Origin of the sequence: Hymenobacter cheonanensis (genome assembly GCF_030581075.1) — a bacterium.
Classification (GTDB): Bacteria; Bacteroidota; Bacteroidia; order Cytophagales; family Hymenobacteraceae; genus Hymenobacter.
Map to the genome: position 1 here is coordinate 222,561 of NZ_JAUQSW010000009.1, position 23,160 is coordinate 245,720.

The window sequence follows — 23,160 nt, forward strand, 5'->3', positions numbered from 1 at the left end:
CGGCCGGGGCCGGTGCGCCCTAACCTAGTGCCCACCGCCGGGCTGCGTGAGCGAAGTGAAGCCGGCAAAGGTGTCATCGCCGGGCACGCCGTAAGGGGCGCCGCGGGCGCGCAGGGTGGCTAGCCGGGGCGTGCGGTAGTAGGCATACGCCGTTTCGATGCCGGGCCACACGGCGGGGTGCGCCGAGCAGTCGGTGCAGCTGCCGGGGGCGAGTTCCAGGGCGTCGAGCAGCTTTTCCCAGCCCACCCGCAATTGCTGGTTGTGCAGCGCGTAGAGCGTGGTATCGCCGGTTTGGAGGCGGGCAATTTCGGCGGCGTTGGTGAGGCCGGTGAGGGTGTACTGCGGGTGGTGGCAGTCGCGGTCGCACAGCTCCTTCACGTTGCCATTGGCGTAAAACACCTGCGGCTGCACGGCCAGCGCGTAGCGAAATCCCTTTTCGTACTCGGCCTTATCATCAAACCACACCCCTAGCGCCAGCTGGGCGTAGGCGCACGATACCTGCCAGTTGTTCACCCAGTTGGCGCCGGCGGGCAGGGGGTCTACGTAGTCGGTTTGCAGCTTTTTCAGAAAGCCGCTGAAGGCGGCTACATCGGCAGCGGGCCAGCCGGCGCCCGCCTGGCCCCCGGGCCGGTAGTAGCGGATAATCTCGGCTGCCGCCACGAAGGTGGGCGCCACCCAGGCCGCCTCCAGGTAGGTTTGCCGAAACTCGGTGGGCGAGCCATCGGGCTTGGGCGCGGTGCTGTAGCGCTGGAAAGTACGGGCGTAGCCATCGAGCACCTGCCGGGCCTGCCGGGCATAAGCGGCTTCGCCGGTGGTAGCCCAGCGCAGGGCGCAGGCGTAGGCCAGCTCCGCATCGCGTCTTATCTGGTCCTCGGTGGGGCTGCCGGCCCCGGCCACGGCATACACCACGCTGGGGAACGTACTGGGAACAGGGTGCTTAGCTACGTAAGCTACCACCTGCTGATAGCCCGCCTGCCGGGCCTTGTCGCCCGCCTTGAGCTGCGCAGCCACCTGGTCGAGGCTAGCCTGGGTATTGAGCACGCCGGGGTGCCGAAAGGTAGGCGGGGCCACCGGCGCGGCAGCCGGCCGGGCGCCCCCTATCAGGGCGGCCAGTCCCAGGCCAGCTGGTAGAAACCAAGGAAAACGAGCGTTCATCGGATGGGCTTGCGGAGGGTACCAGCAGCACAAGCAGCTGGCCGGGCCAAAAGTAGCACGGCTCAAAGCACTTGGGTGGGCGCGGCAGGGCTAGCCGGGGGCTTGCTGAAATTCTGCTGCCTGGTGGTGAATTTGGGCTTGTTTGGCATCTTGCTGCTGTCATTGCTGCTATGCTCACCCACTGCCCACACTTTTCACGCCATGCGCTACACGTTACTTTTCCTCGCATTTTTAGGCGGCGCCTCACCGGCCCTGGCGCAGCGCATTTCCCGCATCGACTTCGACAGCGTGCGTACCGAAACCCGCAAGGCTAACTCAAGCCGTTATTTCCCGGCTTTGCTCACCCGGTTTCAGGCGGCCGACACCACACTCACCCGCCAGGATTATAGCTACCTGTACTACGGCCAGGTATTTACGGCGCAGTACGCACCCTACGGCGGGGGCAAGCAGGATGATTTCCGGACGCTCTACAACAAGCAGCAGTACGCCGAGGCTATTCCGCTGGGCGAAAAGCTGTTGGCAGCGGCCCCGCTCGACTTGAACATGCTATTTAAGCTGCTGGTGTGCTACCACGTGCTCGGCGACCGGCCACACGCCAGGCAGTATGCCCGGCAGTACTATGGCTTGCTGAATGCTATCATGCGCAGCGGCGATGGCCAAAGCATCGCCACGGCCTACGTAGTAGCCGTGGTGCACGACGAGTACGAGGTGCTCAAAGAGCAGCGCCTAAGCTCTAGCCGCCAGGCGCTGGTGGGCCATACCGATGTGCTGACCGCCACGCCAGTCGACGACAACGGCCAGCCCACGGGCGAAAAAGCCCGCGAAGTGTATTTCGACGTCACGCAGTCGCTGGCCGCCCTCACCCGCGAGTACAAGGGCAAGCAGTAGGGGGCTAGCCCCCTACTGCCTGCCTGCTTATTTCAGCACGGCCAGGGTCACGCCGTCGCCGCCGCGGTCGGCGTGCTCGTCGCCCACGCTGGCAATGGTGCGGTTGCGGCGCAGGTAGTCGCGGGCTATCTGGCGCAGCACGCCGTTGCCGCGGCCGTGCAGAATCTTGATTTCCGGAATACCAAACATCACCGCGTCGTCCACAAACGACATGAGCTTGGTGAGGGCGTCTTCGGCGCGCTCGCCGCGCAGGTCGAGCGTGGGGCTGAAGCCCGCCATGCGGCCGGTGAGGTCGAGGCTAGCCCCGCTGTTGTTGGCGGCGGCCGTTTTGCGGGCGGCGGCTTCGCGCTCGCGCACTTCGGCGCGGCTCAGCTTTTCGAGCAGCGCCACTTTCACCAGCGTCTTCATGCCGCCGAAGAGCACTTCAGCAGTTTTGCCCTTCACGCTCACCACTTCGCCGTGGCCCTCCTGGCCCAGAATGGCCACGCGGTCGCCCGCGCCGAGCGTGTTGGCATCGGCCAGCTCGCGGGTGGGGCGGGCCTTGGGCGGCTCTACTTGCAGCTTTTCGCGCACGAAGGTGTCAAGCTTCTGGCGGGCCTGCTTGGTGGTTTCCTTCTCGGCCTGCGAGCGGCGGATTTCGCCGATAGTGGCCTCGATTTGCTGGTTGGTATCCTTGAGCAGCTTCTGGGCCTGCTGCTTGGCGTCGCGCAGGCGTTCGAGGCGGGTGTCTTCGAGGTGCTTCTTCAAATCCAGGTACTCCTGGGTGAACTTGCGCAGGCCGTTTTGCAGCTTTTCGGTGTCGCGCAGCTTGGTTTCAAGCTCGGTTTTGTCGCGCTCCAGGCCTTCGAGCAGGCGGTCGTAGCGAATTTTATCCTTGCCCACCAGCTGGCTAGCCCGCTCGACGAGCTGCCGGGGCAGGCCGATTTTGCGGGCAATCTCGATGGCAAACGACGAGCCTGGCTTGCCGATTTCGAGGCGATAGAGGGGCTGCAAGCGCTCGGGGTCGTAGCGCATGGCGCCGTTCACCAGCCCTTCGGTTTTCTCGGCGAAGTTCTTGAGGTTGGTGTAGTGCGTGGTTATCACTCCAAAAACCCGGGCCTGGTTGAGCTGCTCAAGCACGGCCTCGGCGATGGCACCGCCCAGGCTGGGCTCGGTGCCGGTGCCGAATTCGTCAATCAGCACCAGGCTCTTTTTATTGGCCACCGTCACGAACTGCTTCATGGCCAGCAGGTGCGAGGAGTAGGTACTCAAGTCGTTTTCGAGGCTTTGCTCATCGCCGATGTCGAGCAGAATATCCTCAAACATGCCGGCCTCCGAGTAGTCGTCGCACGGAATGAGCAGGCCGCACTGCAGCATGTACTGCACCAGGCCCACCGTTTTCAGGGACACGGACTTGCCGCCCGCGTTCGGCCCCGAGATGACGAGGATGCGCTGCTCAGGCGTCAACTCAATATCGAGCGGCACTACTTCGCGCTTCTCCCCGTCTTTGCCGGCGGCCTTGTTTTGCTCCTTAAACGTGAGCGCCAGCACCGGGTGGCGCACCCCGCGCCACCGAATAAGCGGCCGGCTGCTAAGCTCGGGCAGCTGCGCGTCGAGTTCGCGGGCCAGCCGGGCCTTGGCCCGAATGAAATCGAGCAGGCCGAGGTAGCCGTAGGCCTTACGCAGGTCGGGCAGGTGCGGGCGCAGCTGGTCGGTGAGGCTGGTGAGAATACGAATCAGCTCGCGCTGATAGGCGTTTTCGAGGTCTTTAATGTCGTTGTTCAGCTCAAACACCTCGGCCGGCTCGATGAACACCGTCTGGCCCGAGGCGCTCTCATCGTGGATGAGGCCGCGCAGGCGGCGCTTGTGCTCGGCCACCACGGGCAGCACCAGGCGGCCACCGCGGATGGTAGGCTCGGCATCGCCCGGAATCCAGCCCTCGCTTTTGGCGTGGCGCAGCACGCTGGCAATCTGCTTGCGCAGCTGGCCCTGGCGCTGAATAAGCTCCTGGCGCACCTGGCGCAGCAGCGGCGAGGCATCGTCGCGCACGTGGCCCTCGTCGTCCACCACTTTGTCCATGGCGGCCAGCAGGTTGCGGTCGGCCTGAATGCCGATGCCCAGCAGGCGCAGGTTGGGGTAGAGCGGCTCGGGGGCGTGGGTAAAGAAGGTGAGCGCCGCCCGGATGGTGCGCAAACTCATTTTCACCTCGTAAAACGCCGCCGCGTCGAGGTAAGCCCCCGGCAGCGAGGCCCGCTTGAGGTGCACCGTGACGTCGAAATAAAACGCGCCCGGAAACTCGCTGCCGCCACTCAGCAGCTGCCGAAACTCGTCGGTCTGGGCCAGCAACTTGCTGAGCTGCTCGTGCTGGGTGATAAACTGCATGTTGGCCACGTGCTGCCGGCCTAGCGCCGAAAGGCAGAGCTGCTCGAGCAGCTCGCGCAGGGTGGCGAAGCCAATCTTGGCTTCAAAATTTTGGGGAGCTAACAAATCGAATACAAGCGGGGAAACTGACTAACTGGCCGCGAAGGTAAAACAGCAATCGGGGCGGGAAGATTCGCAAAACGCAGGGCTAGCGGCGCTCATAGTAAAAGTTGGCCCAGCTGGCCAGGTAAGGCAGTAGTAGCAACAGCGGCAAGTAAGCCAGGCCGCTCGCTCCCTGGCTTAGGCATCGCGCCACCCAGGCCGCGCTGAGTGCGTGTTTGGAAAGTGTAAAAAACACGGTTTTTGTCATGCTGAGCTTGTCGAAGCATGACCCGGAAATTGAAAATCCAAACACGCTCTTAGAATGCTGAAGCATGGTACGCTATACGTTCCGAGCCCGGCGAGTGGCTAGCCTGCTTCTTTACCGGCCAGCACTGGCGCGAGGTTACGCGGCGTAACGCGTGCCGGTGCTGGCCAGTAAGACTTGAATTGCCAGCCGGGCGACGCATACTACTGCTTGTAGGACGTGTAATACAGACTAAAGTACTCTTTTTCACTCAAAGCAGACGCACGCTACGAGTAGTGTGGCTTAGGTTTTCACCCAGAGTACCTGTATTATCTGCTGTAAGACCTTAGCTTCTCATCAAGAGACTTTATTTAAACACAAAAAGACTTGTTTTGGAGCCAGACAGACGCTTACTCTAGCTAGTATGACGCGGATAGCTTACCTTGCGCCCTACCCACCGCAGCCCCTTCCTATGCCTCTTCCCACTTCCCTGCCCGCCGACCTGGCGGCCAGCTTTGCCCGGCGCGTGGCCGAGCGCGACGTGGTGCGCCCGCCCGAGCCACCAAGCCAGACGCCCGAAGCCATTGCCCAGCGGCTGGCGCACTGGCTCGAAACAACCCACCACGTGCGCGATTACCGCGCCCGCGCCGCTTTTGCCCAGCTACTGCTGCACTTGCTAGCCCACCCCGAGGCGCCTACGGCCGCGCTCACCTCGGCCGCGGGCCTGGGCCCGCGCATGACGGCCCGCCACTTGCTGCGCCTGGCCGAATGGGGCCTCGCCGAATGGTTTTATCGGGGCCGCACCCGCTACCACCGCCTCACGCGCAGCGGCGAAGATGCGCTGCTGCCGGTAGTGACGGGAGCGGGCGCGTAGGGTAAAACAGACAAGCCAACGCTTGCCCTGCCTTAGCCCACGCCCTCGCCGAAGAGCGCGAAGTCATACTTTACCGGGTCGCTGGGGTCGAGCAGGCGCAGGTTAGCCGTCAGCTCCTCGGCGGCCGGCCAGTCTACCTTATCGCGCTGGAGCAGGCCGAGCAGGCGGGCCTGGCGCTCGACGTGCACATCGATGGGGCAGATAAGCTCGCTAGGGCTGATGCGCATCCAGAGGCCAAAATCGACGCCGTTATTGTCGCGGCGCACCAGCCAGCGCAGGTACATGTTGAGGCGCTTGCAGGCCGAATTGCGGGCGGGCGTGGCCACGTGCTTGCGGGTACGGGCCGGCGCCTCGGGCAAGCTGAAAAACAGGTTGTGGAAGTTTATCAGGCGCTCGCGCATGGTGGTGCCGTGCAAAAAGGCGTCTTCCAGCGAAGTATGGCTTTCGTAAAACCACCGCAGCCAGTGCACAAAGTAGAGCAGGTCGGTATCGCAGAAAGTGCGGTGGCAGAAGCCGAGCAGCTTTTTTAACTCCTCGTCCTGGTGCTGGGTGATGAACTGGTAGGGCGCATCATCCATGCGCGTCATCAGCTCAGCCGTTTTCTTCAGAATGGTAGGGCGCTGGCCCCAGGCGAGCAGCGCGGCAAAGAGGCCGCTGATTTCAATATCCTGCAAGCGCGTGAAGCGGTGCGGAATACTGACGGGGTCTTTGAGCAGAAACGTGGGCTGGTTGTACTGGTTGGCGCGGGCGTCGAGCAGGGCGCGCAGCGCCGCCAGGTCTAGTTTAGGCATCTACTTCGAGATAAGAAAAAAGCAAAACGTCATGCTGAGCGCAGCAAAGCGGAGTCGAAGCATCTTGCCCGGTGCAGTAAAACCTAACGCCAGGGGTTAGTTCACCGGGCAAGATGCTTCGGCTCCGCTCCGCTGCGCTCAGCATGACGCGGCAATTGGGGCGGCTAGCCCGGCCCTACGGCACGTAGCTCGTCTCGACCCGAAACTTGGCGTCGGTGGTGCCCAGCTTTTGCACGGCGCGGGGCGAGAGGCGCACCAGGATGTTCTCATTCTCGCCCGTGTCGGGCAGCGTGCCGATAACGCGCACGTACACCGACTGGCCGTTCATCTGGTTTTTGACCTGCATAATGGTGCCCACGGGGGCCGTTTTGTGCAGGGCCAGGTATTTGTCGGTGCCGTTGTTGGCGATGGCCGTGGCGATGCCCACGTCGGTTTTGCGCTGCACCAGCTCGCTGGCGTGGGTAGGGCTCTTGGTTTCGGCGGCTTCCTCGCGGCGCTCGGCGGGCGTGGCGGGCGTTACGGTAGCTACCTGGGCGGGCGCGGCGGGGTTGATTTTGGGGGCCGGCGCCTCGGGCGCGGCGGGCGCCGGGCTAGCCGCTACGGCCGGGGTGCCGCCTTCGGCGGCGCGCAGCAGCAGCTCCTGGCCCACGCGCACCGCGCCGCCGGCGGGCAGGTGGTTGTAGAGAATCAGGTCGGCGGGCGCCAGGTTGAAGCGCCGGGCAATGCCGAAGAGCGTTTCGCCCTTGGCCACGGTGTAGCGGTCGGGCACGGCGGTAGCGGCGGCCGTGGGCAGCCGGGCCGGGCCAGCGGCCGGCGCTGCGGCCTTGGTGCCCCCGGCCGCCCCGCGCGGAATCAGCACCACCTCGCCGATGCCGAGGCCGGTTTTGAGCTGCGGGTTGGCGGCGGTAATCTGGTCTACCGTTACGTGGTAGCGGCGGCTGAGGGCAAACATGGTTTCGCCCTGGGCCACGCGGTGGCGCACAAAGCGCTGGCCACCGCGCATTTCCTGGCCAATAGAGTCGGTGGGCAGGCGGTGGCTAGGGGGCAGCGGGGCCAGGGGGCCGTGCAGCGAGTTAAGTATCAAGAAAGAAGCAAGCAGACTCATGCGCAGAAGCAAAGCTAAAGGTGTACCAAAACCGGCCCTGGGCCGGCCCCGGCCCAGGGCCAGCGGTAGGCAAAGTAACTACGCAGCGGCCGGCCCGCCGTAGTTTCGGCCTTTCTTAACGGGCAATCGGGCCGGGTTAGTACCGGCCAGGGCCTAGTGCTCGTTGCTTCCGTTCCCGTCTTCGCCCCTGCCCACTATGGCTGCCCTCGGCATTATTCCGGCCCGCTACGCCTCTACCCGCCTGCCCGGCAAGCCCCTCGTAGACCTGGGCGGCCGCACCATGATTGAGCGCGTGGTGGCGCAGGCCCGCCAGGCCCGGCTAGACCGGGTGGTGGTGGCCACCGACGATGAGCGCATTCTCGACCACGTGCGCGGCTTCGGCGGTGAGGCGGTGCTCACGCGCGCCGACCACCCCAGCGGCACCGACCGCGCGTGGGAAGCCTTTGCGCTGCTGGGCCAGCCTGGCGAGGTGAGCTGCATCGTCAATATTCAGGGCGATGAGCCGTTTATCCAGCCGGCACAGATTAATGCCCTGGTGGACTTGTTTGCCCAGCAGCCCGCGCCGGCCATTGCCACGCTCATCAAGCCGGTGCTCACGGAGGAAGAATTATTCAGCCCGCACCTGCCCAAGGTGGTAACCAACCAGCGGGGCGAGGCGCTGTATTTCAGCCGCCACCCCCTGCCCTACCAGCGCCAGCACCCTAGCCAGCAGTGGCTGGCCCACCACCGCTACTACCGGCACCTGGGCCTGTATGCCTACCAGCCCGCGGTGCTGCGCCAACTCACGCAATTGCCGCCCTCGCCCCTGGAGCTGGCCGAGAGCCTAGAGCAGCTGCGCTGGCTGGAGGCCGGTTTTGTCATCCAAACGGCCATTACCGAGCTGGATGCTTTCGGCATCGACACGCCCGAGGACGTGGCCCGGGCGCGCCAGCGGCTGGGGGTGGGCTAGCCTGGCCCTACTCTTTTAGCGAGCGGGCTACTACTTCTTTTTCGTCGCCGCTTTGCTTGCGCTCCTCCTCCATCTCCTTAGATAGAAAGAAGTTGAGCGCCGTGCGGATAACGGCAATGGCCCCGAGCTTGCCAATCTGCTCCCAGCTTGGGGCAATGGCCGTGCTGAGGATATCGGCCCCGAGCTGAAATTCCAGGGCCAGGGCCAGGTAGCGGGCCAGCGTGAGCCGGATGGCCGTAAAATCGGCCGTGCGCCGGGCCAGCAGGGCTTTCACCAGCAGGCCGCCCGCCGTGAGAATACCCAGCGCGATGATGGAGGCGCCCACTACTTCTACCCCCAGTTTGAGCCACTGCACGCCGGCCACCACGCCCTCTTCGGTGCGGGCAAACAACGTGACGGAATTTTCGACAGCAAGTAGCATAGGCTAAGAAACTAAACCGGCGGCCGTGAACCGCCGCACCAGATACGCGGAGCCGCGCTGCACGGCCAGCAGCACTACCACCAGGCCCACCGCCAGCCCAAACAAAGCCAGGCTGCCCTCGCCCGTGCCGGCCCGAAACGCAAAATTGAGCGCCGTGGCTACGGCCGGCGGGTGCATAGTATTGGTCGCAATCATTAGCCCAATCACGCTCACCAGCGCTAGCGCCGCGCTGCCGTAGCTCGGCCCCAGCCAGGCATGAAACAGGTAGCCCAGCCCCGCCGCCCCTAGCTGGCTGACGACGAGCGTGCGCGCACTATTGGCCGGATGGCTAGGGTCGAGGTATATCAAAAAGCAGCTGCTGGCCAGCGAAGCAAACAGCAGCTGCTGATTGCTGAGCGCCTTGAGCAGCCACAGCAGCCCCAGCACCGTGAGGGTGGGCAGCAGGGCTAGCAGCACCTCGCGGCGCCCGCCCAGGCGCGGGCGGCCGAGCGGTGCGGCCGGAGTAGTAGCAGGGGGCATAGGCCGAAGAAATAAGCTCCGCCTCTTACGGTAAATCGGCCGCCCGGTGGGTGGTTTAATTGGGGTCGGACCCCAATTAAATAGGGTCGGACCCGAACTCATTCGCCTTTTTAGCCAATAAGTTCGGGTCGCGGCCGAATGAGTTCGCCTTTTTGCTGATTCAATTCGCCGCGCGGCTGAATGAGTTGCCCACTTTGGCGAATGAGTTCGGGTCGCCGCCGAATGAATTCGCCTTTTTAGCCAATGCGTTGGCAGAAAAGGGACATCCGCTTTCCCGGTTGGCTACTGCGCGGCGGGCGCGGGCAGCGCGGGCGGCGGCACTTGCACGGCCGGGGCTAGCCCCAGCGCCGCGCCGCGGCGCAGCAGCAGGGCGTAGGCGGGCGCCCACTCGTTGGGCACTTCGCCCTCTAGAATGGCTTCGAGCACGGCTTCCTTCAGCTCGCCCACCTGGCGCGATGGTTTCAGGCCGAAGGTTTCCATGATGACCTCACCGGTGATGACGGGCTTGAAGTTGCGCAGGTGGTCTTTGGCCTCAATCTCGCGCAGCTTTTCCTCCACCACGTCGAAATTCTGGAGGTAGCGGGCCTTGCGCTGGTGGTCCTTGCTGGTGATATCGGCCCGGCACAGCACCATGAGGCGGTCGATGTCGTCGCCGGCCTCGAAGAGCAGGCGGCGCACCGCCGAGTCGGTCACGATTTCCTTGCTCAGCACAATGGGGCGCAGGTGCAGGCGCACCAGCTTTTGCACCATGCGCATTTCCTCCCCTAGCGGCAGCTTGAGGTCGGTGAAAATGCCCGGCACCCAGCGCGCGCCCTTGTCCTCGTGGCCGTGAAACGTCCAGCCTACCTTGGGGTCGTAGCGCTTGGTAGCGGGCTTGGCAATGTCGTGCAGCACGGCGGCCCAGCGCAGCCACAAGTCGCCGCCGGCGGCGGCCACGTTGTCGAGCACTTGCAGGGTGTGATAAAAATTGTCTTTGTGCGCGTGCTGGCCCACTTTTTCCACGCCGTGCAGCAGGGCCATTTTCGGAAAAATGAGCTGCAAGAGGCCGGTTTGAAACAGCAGCTTGAAGCCGTAGCTCGGCACCGGCGATTCCACAATCTTGTTCAGCTCAATCGTGATGCGCTCCTGCGACACGATTTTGATGCGCTCCTTATTGCGGCCGATGGCGTCGTAGGTGTCCGGCTCAATATCAAAGTTGAGCTGGCTCGCAAAGCGGATGGCACGCAGCATCCGCAGCGGGTCATCGCTAAACGTAATATCGGGCCCCAGCGGGGTGCGGATGGTCTTAGCTGCTAGGTCCTTCATACCGTCGTAGCGGTCCACGAGCGCGCCAAAGTCCTCGCCGTTCAGGCTCAGGCCCAGCGCGTTGATGGTAAAATCGCGCCTAGCCAGGTCGTCTTCCAGCGTGCCAGCTTCTACCTCAGGCTTGCGGCTTTCGGCACGGTAGCTTTCCTTGCGGGCGCCCACAAACTCAATTTCGCCGGCCTCCTCGGTGGGCAGCATGGCCGTGCCGAAGTTCTTGAATACCGTGACGCGCCCGCGCCCCGGCAGCCGCCGGCCCACCGCCTGGGCTAGCCGGATGCCGTCGCCCACCGTCACCACATCAATGTCTTTGCTGCTTCTTTTCAAAGCCAAATCGCGCACGTAGCCGCCAATAACGTAGGCTGGCTGGCCCAGCTCGTGGGCAGCGTCGGCGATGGTGCGAAAGATGGGCAGGTCGGGCAGCGTGGGGGTGGTCATAATAAGTAGCGCAAACTTTGTAATTCGCCTCGCCGGGCTGGCAGTTGTGCGGAGATGCGAACCACAAAGTTCGCGCTACTTCGTGCTTGACGCATTACTCGCGCACTACTTCGAGGGCGCCGCCGGCCCCTAGCCGCACAATGCGCGAGGGCGCGGTGCGGGTTTGGTCGTCCTGGCGCCAGTTCACCACGTAGTCGGCGCCCCGCTCGATGGCCGGGTCTACCTCACTGAAAACGGCCGGCGTGGGCTGGCCGGTTTTGTTGGCCGAGGTACTCACCAGGCCGTGGCCCAGGCGGCGCACCACCTTGTGGCAAAACTCATCCTGCACCACGCGCAGGCCCACCGTGCCATCGGGGGCCACGAGGTTGGGCGCCACGGCGCGGCTGGCGGGCACAATGTAGGTGGTGGGCCGGGTTTGGGCGGCCAGGGCGGCTTCCAGCGCGGGGGGCACCTCGGCGGCGTAGCGGCGCAGCATCTCCAGGTCGGCCACCAGCACGATGCTGGGCGTGCCCTCGGCGCGGCCCTTCAGCTTGTAGAGCTTCTCCACGGCCCGGGGCACCTCGGCGTCGCAGCCCAGGCCCCACACCGTATCGGTAGGATACAGAATGACTTGCTGGGCCAGCAGCTCGTCGACGGCGGCATCTACTTCCTGGCGAAAAAAATTCATAGACGACATAAGACGGAAAATAAGGCAGAAATACGGCTCAGCTTAGCCTAAGGGCATTTTGCCGGGGCTAGCCAAGTGGTGAAACCGCGCGGCGCGGCGGCCGTTCAGCCAAGCACCTGCAAAGATGCAGGTTTCTCTTATGGCTTCTTCCTCCCCCACCGCCCACACCTTCGAGGCGCCCACGCTGCGCATTGCCTACGAGCGGCGCGGCCCTGCCCACGCGCCCGTGGCGCTGCTGCTCCACGGCTTTCCCGACGACCTGCGTACCTGGGATGCCGTAGCCGAGCAGCTCGTGGCCGCCGGCTACCAAACCCTGGCCCCCTCCATGCGCGGCTGCGGCGGGTCCGTTTTCCTGGATGCTGCTACGATGCGCAGCGGCCAAACCACCGCCCTGGCCCAGGATGCCATCGACCTGCTCGACCACCTGGGCATCGACAAAGTGGTGCTGGTGGGCCACGACTGGGGCGCCCGCGCCGCCTACCTGCTGGCCGCGCTGTGGCCCGCGCGCATCGAGCGGATGGTGGCCATTTCGGTGGGGTACGAAACGGGCATCAAGCCGGGCGAACAGCTTCCGGCCGAGCAGATTCACGCCTACTGGTACCAATGGTTTTTCCACTCCGAGCGCGGCCACGAAGCGTTGAAAAACAACCGCCGCGAATTCTGCCACTACATCTGGCACCTGTGGTCGCCCACCTGGCAGTTCAACGAGGTCACCTTCGAGCGCACCGCCGCCAGCTGGGAAAACCCCGACTGGGTCGATGTGGTGCTTCACGCCTACTGCTTCCGCTGGGGCGCCGCCCCGCCCGACCCGCGCTACGCCGCCCTGGAAAAGCAAACCGAGCCGCAGCCCAAAATCAGCGTGCCCACCACCGTGCTCCACGGCGAGCTGGACGGGGCTAGCCTCGTCGCTTCTTCCGAAGGCAAAGAGCAGTATTTCAGCGGCCCCTACGCGCGCCGCGTGCTGCCTGGCGTGGGCCACTACGTGCCCCGCGAAGCCCCCGACGCTATCGTGGCCGCGGTGCTGGTCGGCGGCCACTAGCCCCCTGACTCGTCATGCTGACGAAGGAAGCATCTTACTGGGTTCGCATAATTCGTTCAGCGGCAAGAAAATGATTCCTTTGTCAGCATGACAGATAATTTCCTTAGTCAGCTGCTTTTATCGACTGGCAAAGCTCTACCAGCACGCCGCCCGCGCTTTTGGGGTGCACAAAGCACACCAGCTTGTTATCGGCGCCGCGCTTGGGTGCTTCGTTTAGTAGCGTGAAGCCTTCGGTGCGCAGGCGCGCCATTTCGGCCTCAATATCATCGACCTCGAACGCTACGTGGTGAATGCCCTCAGGCTTTTTTTCCAAGAACTTCGTGATGGCGCTTTCGGGGCTGGTGCCGGCCAGCAGCTCAATTTTGGAGCCGCCGACCTGGAAGAAAACCGTGTCTACGGCCTCGCTGGGCACGTGCTCAGTTTTATAGGGCGGCTGGCCGAGCAGGCGGGTGTAGAGGTCGGTGGCGGCGGCTAGGTCGCGCACGGCCAGGCCCAAGTGTTCGAGGTTGGTAAGCATAACAAGAAGCCAGGGGGCTAGCCCAGCGGCGCAAAGCTACCGGCGGCGGGGGCTAGCCCAGAGAAGGGTGTAGTTTTTAGACAGATTCCAGCTATTTTTGTGGATTCGAAAAAACTGTTTAGGCCAAAATTCTGTTTCATCTGCAGCCAACGCCTAGTTATTAGCCTTTACCAGAAAATTCAGCCCAGCGCCATGCTTAAGCTACCTATCTACCTGGACAACAACGCCACTACGCCGCTCGACCCGCGCGTACTGGAAGCCATGATGCCCTACCTCACCGACGTGTTCGGCAACGCGGCTTCGCGCAACCACCCCTTCGGTTGGGCTGCTGAGGAAGGCGTAGACTATGCTCGCAACCAAATTGCCCAGCTCATCAACTGCGACCCCAAGGAGATTATTTTCACCAGCGGCGCTACTGAGGGCGACAACCTGGGTATCAAGGGGGTATATGAGATGTATAGCCAGCGCGGCAACCACATCATCACGACTACCACCGAGCACAAAGCCGTGCTCGACACCTGCAAGCACATCGAAAAGCTCGGCGGCAAGGTCACCTACCTGCCCGTAAACGAGCAAGGCCTGATTAGCCTGGACGAGCTGGAAGCGGCCATGACGCCCCAGACCATCCTGGTTACCATCATGTACGGCAACAACGAGACGGGCACTATCCAGCCCATTCGCGAAATTGCCGCCATTGCCCACAAGCACGGTGCGCTCTTCATGAGCGACGGCACCCAGGCCGTAGGTAAAATCCCGGTGGATGTGCAGGCCGATGGCATTGACCTGATGGCCTTCACGGCCCACAAAATGTACGGTCCCAAGGGCGTGGGCGCCCTCTACGTGCGCCGCAAAAACCCGCGCGTAAAAGTAACCGCCCAAATGGATGGTGGCGGCCACGAGCGCGGCATGCGCTCGGGCACGCTCAACGTGCCCGGCATTGTGGGCTTCGGCAAAGCCTGTGAGCTGGCCCGCCTCGAAATGGCCGCCGATGCCGAGCGCCTGAGCAAGCTGCGCGACCACCTCGAAAACTCGCTGCTGCCCCTGGAGGAAAGCTACGTGAACGGCAGCCGCGAGCACCGCCTGCCGCACGTTACCAACATCAGCTTTAAGTATGTAGAAGGCGAAGGCCTGATGATGGGTGTGAAAGACCTGGCCGTATCTTCGGGCTCGGCCTGCACTTCGGCTTCGCTAGAGCCTAGCTACGTGCTCAAGGCCCTGGGCCTGAGCGACGACCTGGCGCACTCTTCGCTGCGCTTCGGCCTGAGCCGCTTCACCACCGACGAGCAAATCGAGTACGCCATCGGCCACGTAAAAGAGGCCGTGACCAAGCTCCGCGAAATGTCGCCGCTGTGGGAAATGCACAAAGAAGGTGTTGACCTCAGCACCATTGAGTGGGCAGAACACTAGAAAGCTATGAGTTAAAAGTTATGAGTTATGAGTTGCCCGCTGTGCGCTCTAAACTTGTGGCTGACAACTCATAACTCATAACTTTTAACTCATAACTCCCAAAATACCATGGCTTACTCCGATAAGGTAATCGACCATTACAGCAACCCCCGCAACGTGGGCACGCTGGACAAAAGCAAGAAAACGGTGGGCACCGGCCTGGTTGGCGCCCCCGAGTGCGGCGACGTAATGCGCCTGCAGATTGAGGTAGACGAAGCCACCAACACCATCACCGACGCCAAGTTTAAGACCTTCGGCTGCGGCTCGGCCATCGCTTCGTCGAGCCTGGCCACCGAGTGGCTGAAAGGCAAAACTGTGGACGAGGCTCTGGCCATCGACAACATGGAGATTGTGGAAGAGCTGGCCCTGCCGCCCGTAAAAATCCACTGCTCGGTACTGGCTGAGGATGCTATCAAAATGGCTATCAACGACTACCGCGTAAAAAATGGTCTGCCCGCCCTGGAGCTGGAAAAGTCGCACCACTAGGCTGCCCTACCCCATTGTGAAGACGGCCCCGCCTGGGGCCGTCTTTTTTTGTTATTTAGAATCCTTCTTAGTGGTATCTTTGTTAAGAAGGTGCCGCCGGCCTACCGGGCCCGGCGCGCGGCTATTCTTTCTACGACCCCTAGCTACCTACTTGTTATGATTACCGTTTCGGATAAAGCCAAGGAAAAAGTGGAGCATCTGATGCGCGACTCGCAGCTCGATGCTACGTACCGGCTGCGCGCCTCGGTGGCGGGCGGCGGATGCTCGGGCCTGAGCTACAAGCTGGACTTTGACAACGAAACGCGTCCGATGGACCAGGAGTTTGAGGACAAGGGCGTGCGCGTGGTGGTAGACATGAAAAGCTTTCTGTACCTGGCCGGCACCGAGCTTGATTTTTCGGACGGCCTGAACGGCAAGGGCTTTCAGTTTCACAACCCAAATGCCTCGCGCTCCTGCGGCTGTGGCGAGAGTTTTTCGGTATAATCCGATTTTACGACTTCAAAAGGCCTCCGCGTAGCATACGCGGAGGCCTTTTTTTATACCTTCGCTGCTGACAGCAGCAACGGCCGGGCGTGGCCAACGCGTTGCCGCACCGATTGAATTTCTGCTATAAATGGCTCTTGCGCCTTCCACAGTTACGCTTTCTGCGGCCGATGACTTGCTGCGGGCCACGCTGGCCGTCTCGCTGACGGCCATTAATCTGCTGCGCCCGGTGCCAGGGGCCGGCGGTGAGATAATTGACTTTGTGGTGGAGTACCTGAACCCCGCCGCGCAGCGCATTGTAAACCTGCCCGAGCAGCCGGCCGGTACGCTGCGCGCGCTGTTTCCGCACGTAGTTACCAATGGGCTGCTGGATTTTTACCGCCGCGTGTATACCACGGGCGAGGCTAGCAAGTATGATTTTACGCACCACACCGACGGCCACGACGGCTTTTACCTGGTAGCGGCGCAGCGCAGCGGCCAGCTGCTGGTAGTGAGCCTCACCGACAGCTCGGCCTACGAGCCGGCCACCGTGGAGCAGGCCCTGCGTACCAGCCAGGCGCGCGAGCAGGCCGCCCGCCTGGCCGTAGAGCACGAGCGCAACCTGCTCGATACGGTGTTGCAGCAGGCGCCGGTAGCCATTGGGTTGTTTCAGGGCCCCGAGCAGCGGGTGGCGGCGGCTAATGAGCAGCTCTGCGCCATGTGGGGCTACGCGCCGGCCCAGGTGCTGGGCAAGCCGCTGCTGGAAGGCGTGCCCGAGCTGCGCGGCCAGGGCTTTACCGAACAAATTGCCGCCGTGGCCCGCACGGGCGTACCGTTTGTGGGGCGCGAGGCCGCCGCGCAGCTTCCCCAGAACGGCCGGCTGGAAACCGCTTATTTCAATTTTGTGTACCAGCCGCTGTACGACAGCCGGGGCGAGCTGCTAGGGGTCCTCGACATTGCCACCGACGTGACGGAGCAGGTGCTGGCCCGCCAGCAAGTGCAGCACCTCAACGAGGAACTGGCCGCCACCAACGAGGAGCTGCTAGCCGCCAACTGGGAGCTTTTGGCCAGCAATGCCGAGCTGGCGCACACCCAGGCGCAGCTGCAGCAGCTCAACCAGCAGCTCGAAGACCGGGTGCTGGCGCGCACCCAGGCCCTGCTGGAGGCCCGCGCCGACGCCGAACAGCAGCGCCGACGCCTGGAGCGCTTCTTTATGCAGGCCCCGGCGGCCATTTGCATATTCGACGGGCCCGACTTTGTATTTGAGCTAGTGAACCCGGCCTACCAAAAACTGTTTCCGGGCCGGCTACTGCTGGGCCAGCCACTGCTGGCAGCCCTGCCTGAGCTGGCCGACCAGCCGGTATGGCACACTCTAGGCCAGGTATATACCACGGGCCAGACCCACGAGGAGCTGGATATTCACCTTGCGGTGGCGAAGCACGAGGGCGGGCCACTCGAAGATTTTTACTTTCATTACATTCAGCAGGCACGCTACGATGAGCAGGGCCGCATCGACGGGGTGCTGGTTTTTGCCCTCGATGTCACAACGCAGGTGCTAGCCCAGCAGCGCGCCGAAACCTTGCAGGCGCAGCTGCTGGCTGCTGCCCAGCGCCAGGTACAGGAGCGCGAAACCTTCTACCGGGTTTTTGAGCATACGCCCGCCGTTATTGGCTTGCTACGGGGCCCCGAGCACCGCGTAAGCTATTACAATGCAGCCTACCAGCTGCTGCTGGGTGGGCGCCCCATGCGGGGCCGCACCGTAATCGACATGCAGCCCGAAGCCGAAACCCAAGGGTTTATCGCCTTGCTGGACCACGTGTACGCCACGGGCGAAACGTATTTTGGCGTAGAGGTGCCGCTCGAAGTGGCACCGCTAGGCCCCGAGCCGGCCAAAACGGTGTACCTCAATTTCACTTATCAGGCCTATCGGGAGGATAATCGGATAGTGGGCATCTCCGTTTTTGCTACCGATGTAACGGAGCAGGTGCTGGCCCGCCAGCAGCGCGCCGCCGCGCAGGCCCAGCTACAAGCCGTGCTGGAGCAGGCCCCCGTGGCCATTGCCATTGTGCAGGGCCCCAACTACCTCATAGAAGTAGCCAACCCCTTGATTGCCAGCATTTGGGGGCGCACCCAGGCGCAATTGCTGGGCCAGCCGCTGTTTGATGCCCTGCCGGAGGCGCGTGAACAGGGCTTTCCGGAAATACTGGCCAAGGTGATGCAGGAGGGCCAACCCTTTCTGGCCCAAGAGGTAAGCGCGCTGCTAGAGCGCCACGGGCAGCTCGATACGGTATACCTTAACTTTGTGTACCAGCCCCTGCGCGATGAGGCCGGGTGCATCGACAGCGTGGCCATTGTGGCTACCGAGGTGAGCGAGCAGGTGGCCGCCCGCCAGCAGATAGCGCATGCCAACCAGCAGCTGCGGGCCATCAATACCGAATTTGACGAGGCCAACCAGCAATTGGTGCGCACCAACGTGGACCTCGACAATTTCATTTACACGGCCTCGCACGACCTGAAGGCGCCCATCACCAACATTGAGGGGCTGCTGACGGCGCTGCGCGAGCAGCTGCCCCCGGCCGTGCGCCGGGCCGAGCAGGTGGCGCCGCTGCTGGCCATGATGCAGGGCTCGGTCGAGCGCTTTCAGAAAACTATTGCCCAGCTCGCCGATATTTCCAAGCTGCAGCAGGCGCACGCGCAGCCCCCCGAGCTGGTAGACCTGGCCACGCTGGTTGAAGACATTCGCCTCGACCTGCTGCCCGAGCTAGCCCACGGCGCTACGCTCACGCTCGACGTGGCGGCTTGCCCCACGGTAGCGTTCTCGGCCAAAAACCTACGCAGTATTATTTATAACCTGCTCAGCAACGGGCTTAAGTACCGCGCGCCCGAGCGGGCGCCCGTGGTACAGCTGCGCTGCCACCGCACCCGGCACGCGGTGGTGCTGGAGGTGCAGGACAACGGCCTGGGCCTTGATGAGGGGCAGCAGAGCCAGCTGTTCCAGATGTTTCAGCGCCTGCACAGCCACGTAGAGGGCTCGGGCGTGGGGCTGTACATGGTGAAAAAAATAGTCGAAAACGCGGGCGGCACCATTACGGTGCAAAGCCAGCCGGGGGTGGGCTCTACCTTCACCGTTGTGCTGCCCGACCAGGATGCGGCCAAAGCTTAAGCAGCCCGCCGGCTAGGGCCGGCGCACCGGTGCGGCGGCGCTTTGAGGCCTGGGGCGGAAGGAAAATGCCCACAGCAGCTGTACTACTACCGGCCGTCCATTCTGGATGCCGGGCACGAACGGGGGCAGTGCGGCCAGCACGCGCCGTGCCTCTTCGTCGCAGCCGTAGCCCAAGCTCTTCACTACGTGCGGGTTAAGCACCTCGCCGCGCGTGCCCACCAGAAAGCTGAGGTACACCAGCCCCCTGGCCCCGTGCAGCCGGGCGGCGGCCGGGTACTGCAGCAGTTGCCGCACGCGCTGGCTCGCCGTGCTATCGCCGCCGGGCAGGTGCGGCATGGCCGCCACGTAGGTATAGATGGGCGACGGCCGCGCCGTATCGGCCGAATTTACCCGTGCTATCTCGGCCAGCAAGCCCGGCGAGGGGGCAGGCTGCCGGGCGGGCAGCACCAGCCCGAAGGGCCTGGCCTCGTCCTCTCCCCCCGCCCACCCCGCGCGCAGTACCTCGAACAGCCCCGCCCGGCCCAGGCAAAGCAGGCTGATGAGGGCTAGCCCCGCCAGCCAAGCCGGGCCGGTGCGGCGCTCGGCGGCCGGGGTGGCCACTACCACCACCAGCACTACTAGCGCAGCCACGCCGGCCGCCAGCCCCACCAGCCAGTACAGTAGGGTCGCCGCGCCGGCTAATATGTGGTCTATCTCCGAGACCCGGCTGGCCAGCGGCCACAGGCACAGGCCAAGCAGCAGGCCGCTCAGGGCCAGGCGCCGGCCAGCGCGGGCGGGCGGGGCAGCCCTAGCCACTACTCCCAGAGCGGGTAGTGCTCCAGCTGCACTTCCTGGCCGAAAAACAGGCGCGTGCTTTCCTCAAAAGAGCGCGTGAAATCGCTGACGTAGAAGTGGTGCGCGGGGCTGGCGCCCTCGGCGGGGCTAGCCAGCAGCTGGCGGGCGGCCAGGGCCTCGGCCACGGTGGTGGCCACCACGTCGGAAGGGTCGAGCACGGCCACGCGGCCCTGGTAATAGGCCTCCATCTGGGGCTTGATGAGCGGGAAGTGCGTGCAGGCCAGCAGCAGGGCCTCAATACCTTGCAGGGTCGGGTGGTCGAGGTAAGCACGAATAATCTCCTCCGACACGCGGCCCTGGGCAAAGCCTTCCTCAATCATCGGAATGAGCAGCGGCGTAGCCAGCGCGTGCAGGTCCACGCCCAGGTCGAGCTGGTCGATTTTTTTGCGGTAGATGTTGGAGCCCACCGTTTGCTTGGTGCCGATGAGGCCCACCGAGCGGCCGGCGTAGTGCCGGCTCACGTGCGCCACCACGGGGTCTATCATCCCCACTACCACGGCTTTAGAGCCCACGTACTCGCGCACCAGCTCGTAGGCGGCGGCGCTGGCCGAGTTGCAGGCAATGAGGATGAGCTTGCAGTGCTGGCGCAGCAGTACATCGCAGATTTTAACGGCGTAGGCCTGGATGGCGGCCGTACTTTTCTCGCCGTAGGGCAGGTGGGCGGTGTCGCCGAAGTACACCAGCCGCTCGTGGGGCAGGCGCTGGGCCACGGCCCGGGCCACGGTGAGCCCCCCGATGCCGGAGTCGAAAATGCCAATGGGCCGGGCGGCTAGGTCGGGAGCAGAAGTCGTCATAGGTACGGGCAAAGGTCGGGCAATTCGGCGGTTTGGGCGGGTGCGGGGGCTAGCCCAACTTGCACAAGTCTGGGTTCGTTTCTATTTTTCGCGCTCGTTTATCCTTCGTAGTGACTATTTTATGAGCACAGTTTTACTGGAAATAGACCAGGCCCTGGCCAGCTACCACGCCCGGCTCGGGGCCCGCCCGGTGGCCGTGTACCTGGGCGAGCGCAAGTTTACCCAGCTGATTCTCGATGTGGCGCAGCTAGGCGCCCCGCCTGCCCTCAGCACCGATGCCGGCCGCCCCCGCACCTACCGCAACCTGGAGCTGCTGCGCGACGAGGTGAACGTAGACGCCCTGCGGATAATCTAGACCGCAGATTTAACGGATGGCGCCAACACGCCGCTGCGCGGCTGGCTAGGCCGGCGCTAGGCGCTCCAGCACCACCACGGGCTGGTTTTTGAAGGTGGTGCGGCCAACCTCCTGGTAGCCCAGGCGGGTGGCTAGCCGCAGGGAGGGCTGATTATCAGGGCTGATGATGCAAACCGTGCGGGGCTGCGGCAGGTGCGCATCGCCCCAGGCCAGGGCGGCGCCCAGGGCCTCGGTGGCGTAGCCCCGGCCGTGGGCGTGCGGGGCCAGCGACCACCCGGCTTCGGGCCACGCCAGGGCGGGCACGATATCGCGTCGGAAGTCGGCAAAGCCGACGGCGCCCACGTACTCGCCCGTAGCTTTTTCCTCGATGGCCCAGTACCCGAAGCCGCACACCACCCACAGGCCGGTGTCGCGCAGCAGGCGGGGCCACACGTCGGCCTCCGTGGCCGGCTGCCCGGTAATGTATTGGTAAAACTGCGGCTGCTGCCACATGGCCAGCAGGGGCGCCAGGTCGGCGGCCTGGTAGGCGCGCAGCCGCAGGCGCGCCGTTTCGAGCACGGGAATGGTCATTTACAGAATGGGTTGCAAAGTGCGCCACACGGTGCGCGCCACCAATTTATGGCCCTCGGGCGTGGGGTGAATGCCATCGCGCTGGTTGAGCTTGGCGATGCCGCCCACGTTTTCGAGCAGAAACGGAATGAGCGTCAGCTTGTTCCTGGCGGCCGTTTCGGCGTAGAGCTTCTTGAAATCGGCGGCGTAGGCGGCGCCCATGTTGGGCGGAATCTGCATGCCGGCGAGCACTATTTTGGCCTGCGGGGCCTTTTGGCGCACGGTGTCGATGATGGCTTGCAAGTTTTTGCGGGTATCGGTGAGGGGCAGGCCGCGCAGGCCGTCGTTGCCGCCCAGCTCCAGCACAAACACGCCCACCGGCTGGCGGCTCAGCACCCAGCCAATGCGCGAGCGGCCGCCGGCCGTGGTTTCGCCGCTGAGGCCGGCATTGACGACGGTGTAGGGCAGGTGCAGCGAATCGACGCGCGCCTCGATGAGCGCGGGGTAGGCTTCGTCGGGCTCCACGCCCAGCCCCGCCGTGATGCTGTCGCCGAAGAACAGGATGGCGGCCTGGCCCTTGGGTGCGGGTGCCTCGGCTGTTGCCGCGGGGCTAGCCGGGGTTTTGGTGGCGGAAGAAGAGTCGGATTGGCAGCCGGCGGCCAGCAGGGCTAGCAGCAGCGCGCTTCCAGGCAGGTACTTCATGGGGAAAGGCAAAATCGGGCGAAAGTATAGGCCGGCGTTGTGCGTCCTACGTAGCGTATAACCGCCGGGATGACGTTTTTCTTCCCCAAAGATTGTTGCCTGCTTACTAGCGCGTTTTAAAAGGCGTCGTGCTGAGCAAAGTGAAGCAGCTCGCTCGCTTCACCAGCACTAGCCAGCGATGCGGCGCAGCTGTTTCGCTTCGTTTAACATGACAGCCGTTTTTATCGCCCGCTGGCTCGCCCACGCCGCCTGCTCAGCAATTCATACCTCATCCTTTAGACTTCACAAGCAACTGAATGACCAGCCTCCAAGTCGAGAACTTAACCAAAACTTACCCCAGCGCCGGGCGCGAGCTTACGGTGCTGCACGAAGTCAGCTTTAGCTTGCAGCCCGCCGATACGTTTGCCATTGTGGGCCCCAGCGGCAGCGGCAAAACCACCTTGCTAGGCCTGTGCGCGGGCCTCGACCGGGCCACCAGCGGCAGCGTGTGGCTGCAGGGCATTCAGCTTGATAAGCTAAGCGAGGACCAGCGGGCGGCGGTGCGCAATCAGCACGTGGGCTTCATTTTCCAGAATTTTCAGCTGCTGCCCACCCTCACGGCCCTCGAAAACGTGCAGGTGCCGCTGGAGCTGCGCGGCGAGCGCAACGTGGCCAAGCAGGCCCTAGCGCTGCTAGAGCGCGTGGGGCTGGGGGCGCGCGGCCACCACTACCCGGCCCAGCTCTCGGGCGGCGAGCAGCAGCGCGTGAGCCTGGCCCGCGCCTTTGCCAATCGGCCCCAGATTCTCTTCGCCGATGAGCCCACCGGCAACCTCGACCCCGATACCAGCGACACGGTGGTGGAGCTGCTGTTCGACCTCAACCGCGAGGCTGGCACCACGCTCGTGCTCGTAACCCACGACCTGGAGCTGGCCGCCAAAACACAGCGCATCCTGCGTATGCGCGGCGGCAAGGTGGTGGAGGAAACCGTGGCGCGGGCGGTGTAGCCCTAGCGCTTGCTGATGAATACTGGCGCGAGTTT

Annotated in this window: 23 protein-coding genes; 10 read left to right on the forward strand and 13 right to left on the reverse strand. The window is 63.7% G+C overall.

What is annotated here, in order from left to right; all coding sequences use genetic code 11:
• Positions 1–24: 24 nt before the first annotated feature.
• Complete coding sequence (locus tag Q5H89_RS17310; protein ID WP_305020598.1) at positions 25–1,155, reverse strand: alginate lyase family protein; 1,131 nt, start codon at positions 1,153–1,155, stop codon at positions 25–27.
• Between the two features lie 201 nt (positions 1,156–1,356).
• Between Q5H89_RS17310 and Q5H89_RS17315 the strand changes: the two genes are divergently transcribed.
• Entirely contained in the window at positions 1,357–2,043 is a 687-nt protein-coding gene (locus Q5H89_RS17315; protein ID WP_305020599.1) for a DUF4919 domain-containing protein, read from the forward strand.
• Positions 2,044–2,070: 27 nt separating this feature from the next.
• Here the strand turns inward: Q5H89_RS17315 and Q5H89_RS17320 are convergent, their stop codons facing one another.
• Complete coding sequence (locus Q5H89_RS17320; protein ID WP_305020600.1) at positions 2,071–4,509, reverse strand: endonuclease MutS2; 2,439 nt, start codon at positions 4,507–4,509, stop codon at positions 2,071–2,073.
• Between the two features lie 692 nt (positions 4,510–5,201).
• Between Q5H89_RS17320 and Q5H89_RS17325 the strand changes: the two genes are divergently transcribed.
• On the forward strand, positions 5,202–5,603 hold the full coding sequence (locus Q5H89_RS17325) for a hypothetical protein (RefSeq protein ID WP_305020601.1): 402 nt from the start codon (positions 5,202–5,204) through the stop codon (positions 5,601–5,603).
• Positions 5,604–5,635: 32 nt separating this feature from the next.
• Here the strand turns inward: Q5H89_RS17325 and Q5H89_RS17330 are convergent, their stop codons facing one another.
• Together Q5H89_RS17330 and Q5H89_RS17335 are read right to left on the reverse strand one after the other, a co-directional pair.
• Positions 5,636–6,394 carry a TIGR02757 family protein gene (locus tag Q5H89_RS17330; RefSeq protein ID WP_305020602.1) on the reverse strand — a complete coding sequence of 253 codons (759 nt, stop codon included), beginning with the start codon at positions 6,392–6,394 and terminating at the stop codon, positions 5,636–5,638.
• Positions 6,395–6,569: 175 nt separating this feature from the next.
• Positions 6,570–7,499 carry a DPBB and LysM peptidoglycan-binding domain-containing protein gene (locus Q5H89_RS17335; RefSeq protein ID WP_305020603.1) on the reverse strand — a complete coding sequence of 310 codons (930 nt, stop codon included), beginning with the start codon at positions 7,497–7,499 and terminating at the stop codon, positions 6,570–6,572.
• Positions 7,500–7,695: 196 nt separating this feature from the next.
• Here Q5H89_RS17335 and kdsB point away from each other — a divergent pair, with 196 nt between their 5' ends.
• The gene (gene kdsB, locus Q5H89_RS17340; RefSeq protein ID WP_305020604.1) at positions 7,696–8,448 is read left to right on the forward strand and encodes a 3-deoxy-manno-octulosonate cytidylyltransferase; all 753 of its coding nucleotides are present in this window, start codon (positions 7,696–7,698) and stop codon (positions 8,446–8,448) included.
• 7 nt (positions 8,449–8,455) lie between these two features.
• Here the strand turns inward: kdsB and Q5H89_RS17345 are convergent, their stop codons facing one another.
• The 4 genes from Q5H89_RS17345 to Q5H89_RS17360 all read right to left on the reverse strand — a co-directional run bounded on the left by Q5H89_RS17345 (position 8,456) and on the right by Q5H89_RS17360 (position 11,795).
• Entirely contained in the window at positions 8,456–8,869 is a 414-nt protein-coding gene (locus tag Q5H89_RS17345) for a DUF1622 domain-containing protein (RefSeq protein WP_305020605.1), read from the reverse strand.
• A 3-nt stretch (positions 8,870–8,872) separates the two neighbouring features.
• On the reverse strand, positions 8,873–9,388 hold the full coding sequence (locus Q5H89_RS17350) for an HPP family protein (protein WP_305020606.1): 516 nt from the start codon (positions 9,386–9,388) through the stop codon (positions 8,873–8,875).
• A 282-nt stretch (positions 9,389–9,670) separates the two neighbouring features.
• Complete coding sequence (locus tag Q5H89_RS17355) at positions 9,671–11,128, reverse strand: CCA tRNA nucleotidyltransferase (RefSeq protein WP_305020607.1); 1,458 nt, start codon at positions 11,126–11,128, stop codon at positions 9,671–9,673.
• A gap of 94 nt (positions 11,129–11,222) precedes the next feature.
• Positions 11,223–11,795: an L-threonylcarbamoyladenylate synthase gene (locus Q5H89_RS17360; protein WP_305020608.1), complete on the reverse strand. Its 573-nt coding sequence runs from the start codon at positions 11,793–11,795 to the stop codon at positions 11,223–11,225.
• Between the two features lie 139 nt (positions 11,796–11,934).
• On the opposite strand from Q5H89_RS17360, the gene Q5H89_RS17365 reads away from it, so the two are divergent.
• Positions 11,935–12,834: an alpha/beta fold hydrolase gene (locus tag Q5H89_RS17365; RefSeq protein ID WP_305020609.1), complete on the forward strand. Its 900-nt coding sequence runs from the start codon at positions 11,935–11,937 to the stop codon at positions 12,832–12,834.
• Positions 12,835–12,937: 103 nt separating this feature from the next.
• Here Q5H89_RS17365 and mce read toward each other — a convergent pair whose 3' ends face one another.
• Positions 12,938–13,351: a methylmalonyl-CoA epimerase gene (gene mce / locus Q5H89_RS17370; RefSeq protein ID WP_305020610.1), complete on the reverse strand. Its 414-nt coding sequence runs from the start codon at positions 13,349–13,351 to the stop codon at positions 12,938–12,940.
• 192 nt (positions 13,352–13,543) lie between these two features.
• Here mce and Q5H89_RS17375 point away from each other — a divergent pair, with 192 nt between their 5' ends.
• The 4 genes from Q5H89_RS17375 to Q5H89_RS17390 all read left to right on the forward strand — a co-directional run bounded on the left by Q5H89_RS17375 (position 13,544) and on the right by Q5H89_RS17390 (position 18,908).
• Positions 13,544–14,758, forward strand: a complete 1,215-nt coding sequence (locus tag Q5H89_RS17375; protein ID WP_305020611.1) for an IscS subfamily cysteine desulfurase — start codon at positions 13,544–13,546, stop codon at positions 14,756–14,758.
• A 108-nt stretch (positions 14,759–14,866) separates the two neighbouring features.
• Positions 14,867–15,283, forward strand: a complete 417-nt coding sequence (gene iscU, locus Q5H89_RS17380) for a Fe-S cluster assembly scaffold IscU (protein ID WP_157565727.1) — start codon at positions 14,867–14,869, stop codon at positions 15,281–15,283.
• A gap of 156 nt (positions 15,284–15,439) precedes the next feature.
• Complete coding sequence (locus Q5H89_RS17385; RefSeq protein ID WP_068335803.1) at positions 15,440–15,766, forward strand: HesB/IscA family protein; 327 nt, start codon at positions 15,440–15,442, stop codon at positions 15,764–15,766.
• Positions 15,767–15,896: 130 nt separating this feature from the next.
• Positions 15,897–18,908, forward strand: a complete 3,012-nt coding sequence (locus Q5H89_RS17390; RefSeq protein ID WP_305020612.1) for a PAS domain-containing sensor histidine kinase — start codon at positions 15,897–15,899, stop codon at positions 18,906–18,908.
• 12 nt (positions 18,909–18,920) lie between these two features.
• On the opposite strand, the gene Q5H89_RS17395 is transcribed toward Q5H89_RS17390, so the two are convergent.
• Together Q5H89_RS17395 and murI are read right to left on the reverse strand one after the other, a co-directional pair.
• Entirely contained in the window at positions 18,921–19,703 is a 783-nt protein-coding gene (locus Q5H89_RS17395) for an energy transducer TonB (RefSeq protein ID WP_305020613.1), read from the reverse strand.
• On the reverse strand, positions 19,703–20,536 hold the full coding sequence (gene murI / locus Q5H89_RS17400; protein WP_305020614.1) for a glutamate racemase: 834 nt from the start codon (positions 20,534–20,536) through the stop codon (positions 19,703–19,705). The genes Q5H89_RS17395 and murI overlap by 1 nt, the downstream gene beginning before the upstream one ends.
• A 121-nt stretch (positions 20,537–20,657) precedes the next feature.
• Between murI and Q5H89_RS17405 the strand changes: the two genes are divergently transcribed.
• Positions 20,658–20,891, forward strand: a complete 234-nt coding sequence (locus Q5H89_RS17405) for a hypothetical protein (RefSeq protein ID WP_305020615.1) — start codon at positions 20,658–20,660, stop codon at positions 20,889–20,891.
• A gap of 45 nt (positions 20,892–20,936) precedes the next feature.
• Here Q5H89_RS17405 and Q5H89_RS17410 read toward each other — a convergent pair whose 3' ends face one another.
• Positions 20,937–21,461, reverse strand: coding sequence for a GNAT family N-acetyltransferase (locus tag Q5H89_RS17410; protein WP_305020616.1), 525 nt, complete (start codon positions 21,459–21,461; stop codon positions 20,937–20,939).
• Complete coding sequence (locus Q5H89_RS17415) at positions 21,462–22,142, reverse strand: arylesterase (protein WP_305020617.1); 681 nt, start codon at positions 22,140–22,142, stop codon at positions 21,462–21,464.
• 296 nt (positions 22,143–22,438) lie between these two features.
• On the opposite strand from Q5H89_RS17415, the gene Q5H89_RS17420 reads away from it, so the two are divergent.
• Entirely contained in the window at positions 22,439–23,125 is a 687-nt protein-coding gene (locus Q5H89_RS17420) for an ABC transporter ATP-binding protein (protein ID WP_305020618.1), read from the forward strand.
• The last annotated feature ends 35 nt before the right edge of the window (positions 23,126–23,160 follow it).

What these genes read in the sequence shown, in the direction of transcription:
- Q5H89_RS17310 (WP_305020598.1), bottom strand. Translation starts at nt 1,155, where the DNA reads ATGAACGCTCGTTTTCCTTGGTTTCTACCAGCTGGCCTGGGACTGGCC.
- Q5H89_RS17315 (WP_305020599.1), top strand. Translation starts at nt 1,357, where the DNA reads ATGCGCTACACGTTACTTTTCCTCGCATTTTTAGGCGGCGCCTCACCG.
- Q5H89_RS17325 (WP_305020601.1), top strand. Translation starts at nt 5,202, where the DNA reads ATGCCTCTTCCCACTTCCCTGCCCGCCGACCTGGCGGCCAGCTTTGCC.
- Q5H89_RS17330 (WP_305020602.1), bottom strand. Translation starts at nt 6,394, where the DNA reads ATGCCTAAACTAGACCTGGCGGCGCTGCGCGCCCTGCTCGACGCCCGC.
- Q5H89_RS17335 (WP_305020603.1), bottom strand. Translation starts at nt 7,499, where the DNA reads ATGAGTCTGCTTGCTTCTTTCTTGATACTTAACTCGCTGCACGGCCCC.
- kdsB (WP_305020604.1), top strand. Translation starts at nt 7,696, where the DNA reads ATGGCTGCCCTCGGCATTATTCCGGCCCGCTACGCCTCTACCCGCCTG.
- Q5H89_RS17345 (WP_305020605.1), bottom strand. Translation starts at nt 8,869, where the DNA reads ATGCTACTTGCTGTCGAAAATTCCGTCACGTTGTTTGCCCGCACCGAA.
- Q5H89_RS17350 (WP_305020606.1), bottom strand. Translation starts at nt 9,388, where the DNA reads ATGCCCCCTGCTACTACTCCGGCCGCACCGCTCGGCCGCCCGCGCCTG.
- Q5H89_RS17355 (WP_305020607.1), bottom strand. Translation starts at nt 11,128, where the DNA reads ATGACCACCCCCACGCTGCCCGACCTGCCCATCTTTCGCACCATCGCC.
- Q5H89_RS17360 (WP_305020608.1), bottom strand. Translation starts at nt 11,795, where the DNA reads ATGAATTTTTTTCGCCAGGAAGTAGATGCCGCCGTCGACGAGCTGCTG.
- Q5H89_RS17365 (WP_305020609.1), top strand. Translation starts at nt 11,935, where the DNA reads ATGGCTTCTTCCTCCCCCACCGCCCACACCTTCGAGGCGCCCACGCTG.
- mce (WP_305020610.1), bottom strand. Translation starts at nt 13,351, where the DNA reads ATGCTTACCAACCTCGAACACTTGGGCCTGGCCGTGCGCGACCTAGCC.
- Q5H89_RS17375 (WP_305020611.1), top strand. Translation starts at nt 13,544, where the DNA reads ATGCTTAAGCTACCTATCTACCTGGACAACAACGCCACTACGCCGCTC.
- iscU (WP_157565727.1), top strand. Translation starts at nt 14,867, where the DNA reads ATGGCTTACTCCGATAAGGTAATCGACCATTACAGCAACCCCCGCAAC.
- Q5H89_RS17385 (WP_068335803.1), top strand. Translation starts at nt 15,440, where the DNA reads ATGATTACCGTTTCGGATAAAGCCAAGGAAAAAGTGGAGCATCTGATG.
- Q5H89_RS17390 (WP_305020612.1), top strand. Translation starts at nt 15,897, where the DNA reads ATGGCTCTTGCGCCTTCCACAGTTACGCTTTCTGCGGCCGATGACTTG.
- murI (WP_305020614.1), bottom strand. Translation starts at nt 20,536, where the DNA reads ATGACGACTTCTGCTCCCGACCTAGCCGCCCGGCCCATTGGCATTTTC.
- Q5H89_RS17405 (WP_305020615.1), top strand. Translation starts at nt 20,658, where the DNA reads ATGAGCACAGTTTTACTGGAAATAGACCAGGCCCTGGCCAGCTACCAC.
- Q5H89_RS17410 (WP_305020616.1), bottom strand. Translation starts at nt 21,461, where the DNA reads ATGACCATTCCCGTGCTCGAAACGGCGCGCCTGCGGCTGCGCGCCTAC.
- Q5H89_RS17415 (WP_305020617.1), bottom strand. Translation starts at nt 22,142, where the DNA reads ATGAAGTACCTGCCTGGAAGCGCGCTGCTGCTAGCCCTGCTGGCCGCC.
- Q5H89_RS17420 (WP_305020618.1), top strand. Translation starts at nt 22,439, where the DNA reads ATGACCAGCCTCCAAGTCGAGAACTTAACCAAAACTTACCCCAGCGCC.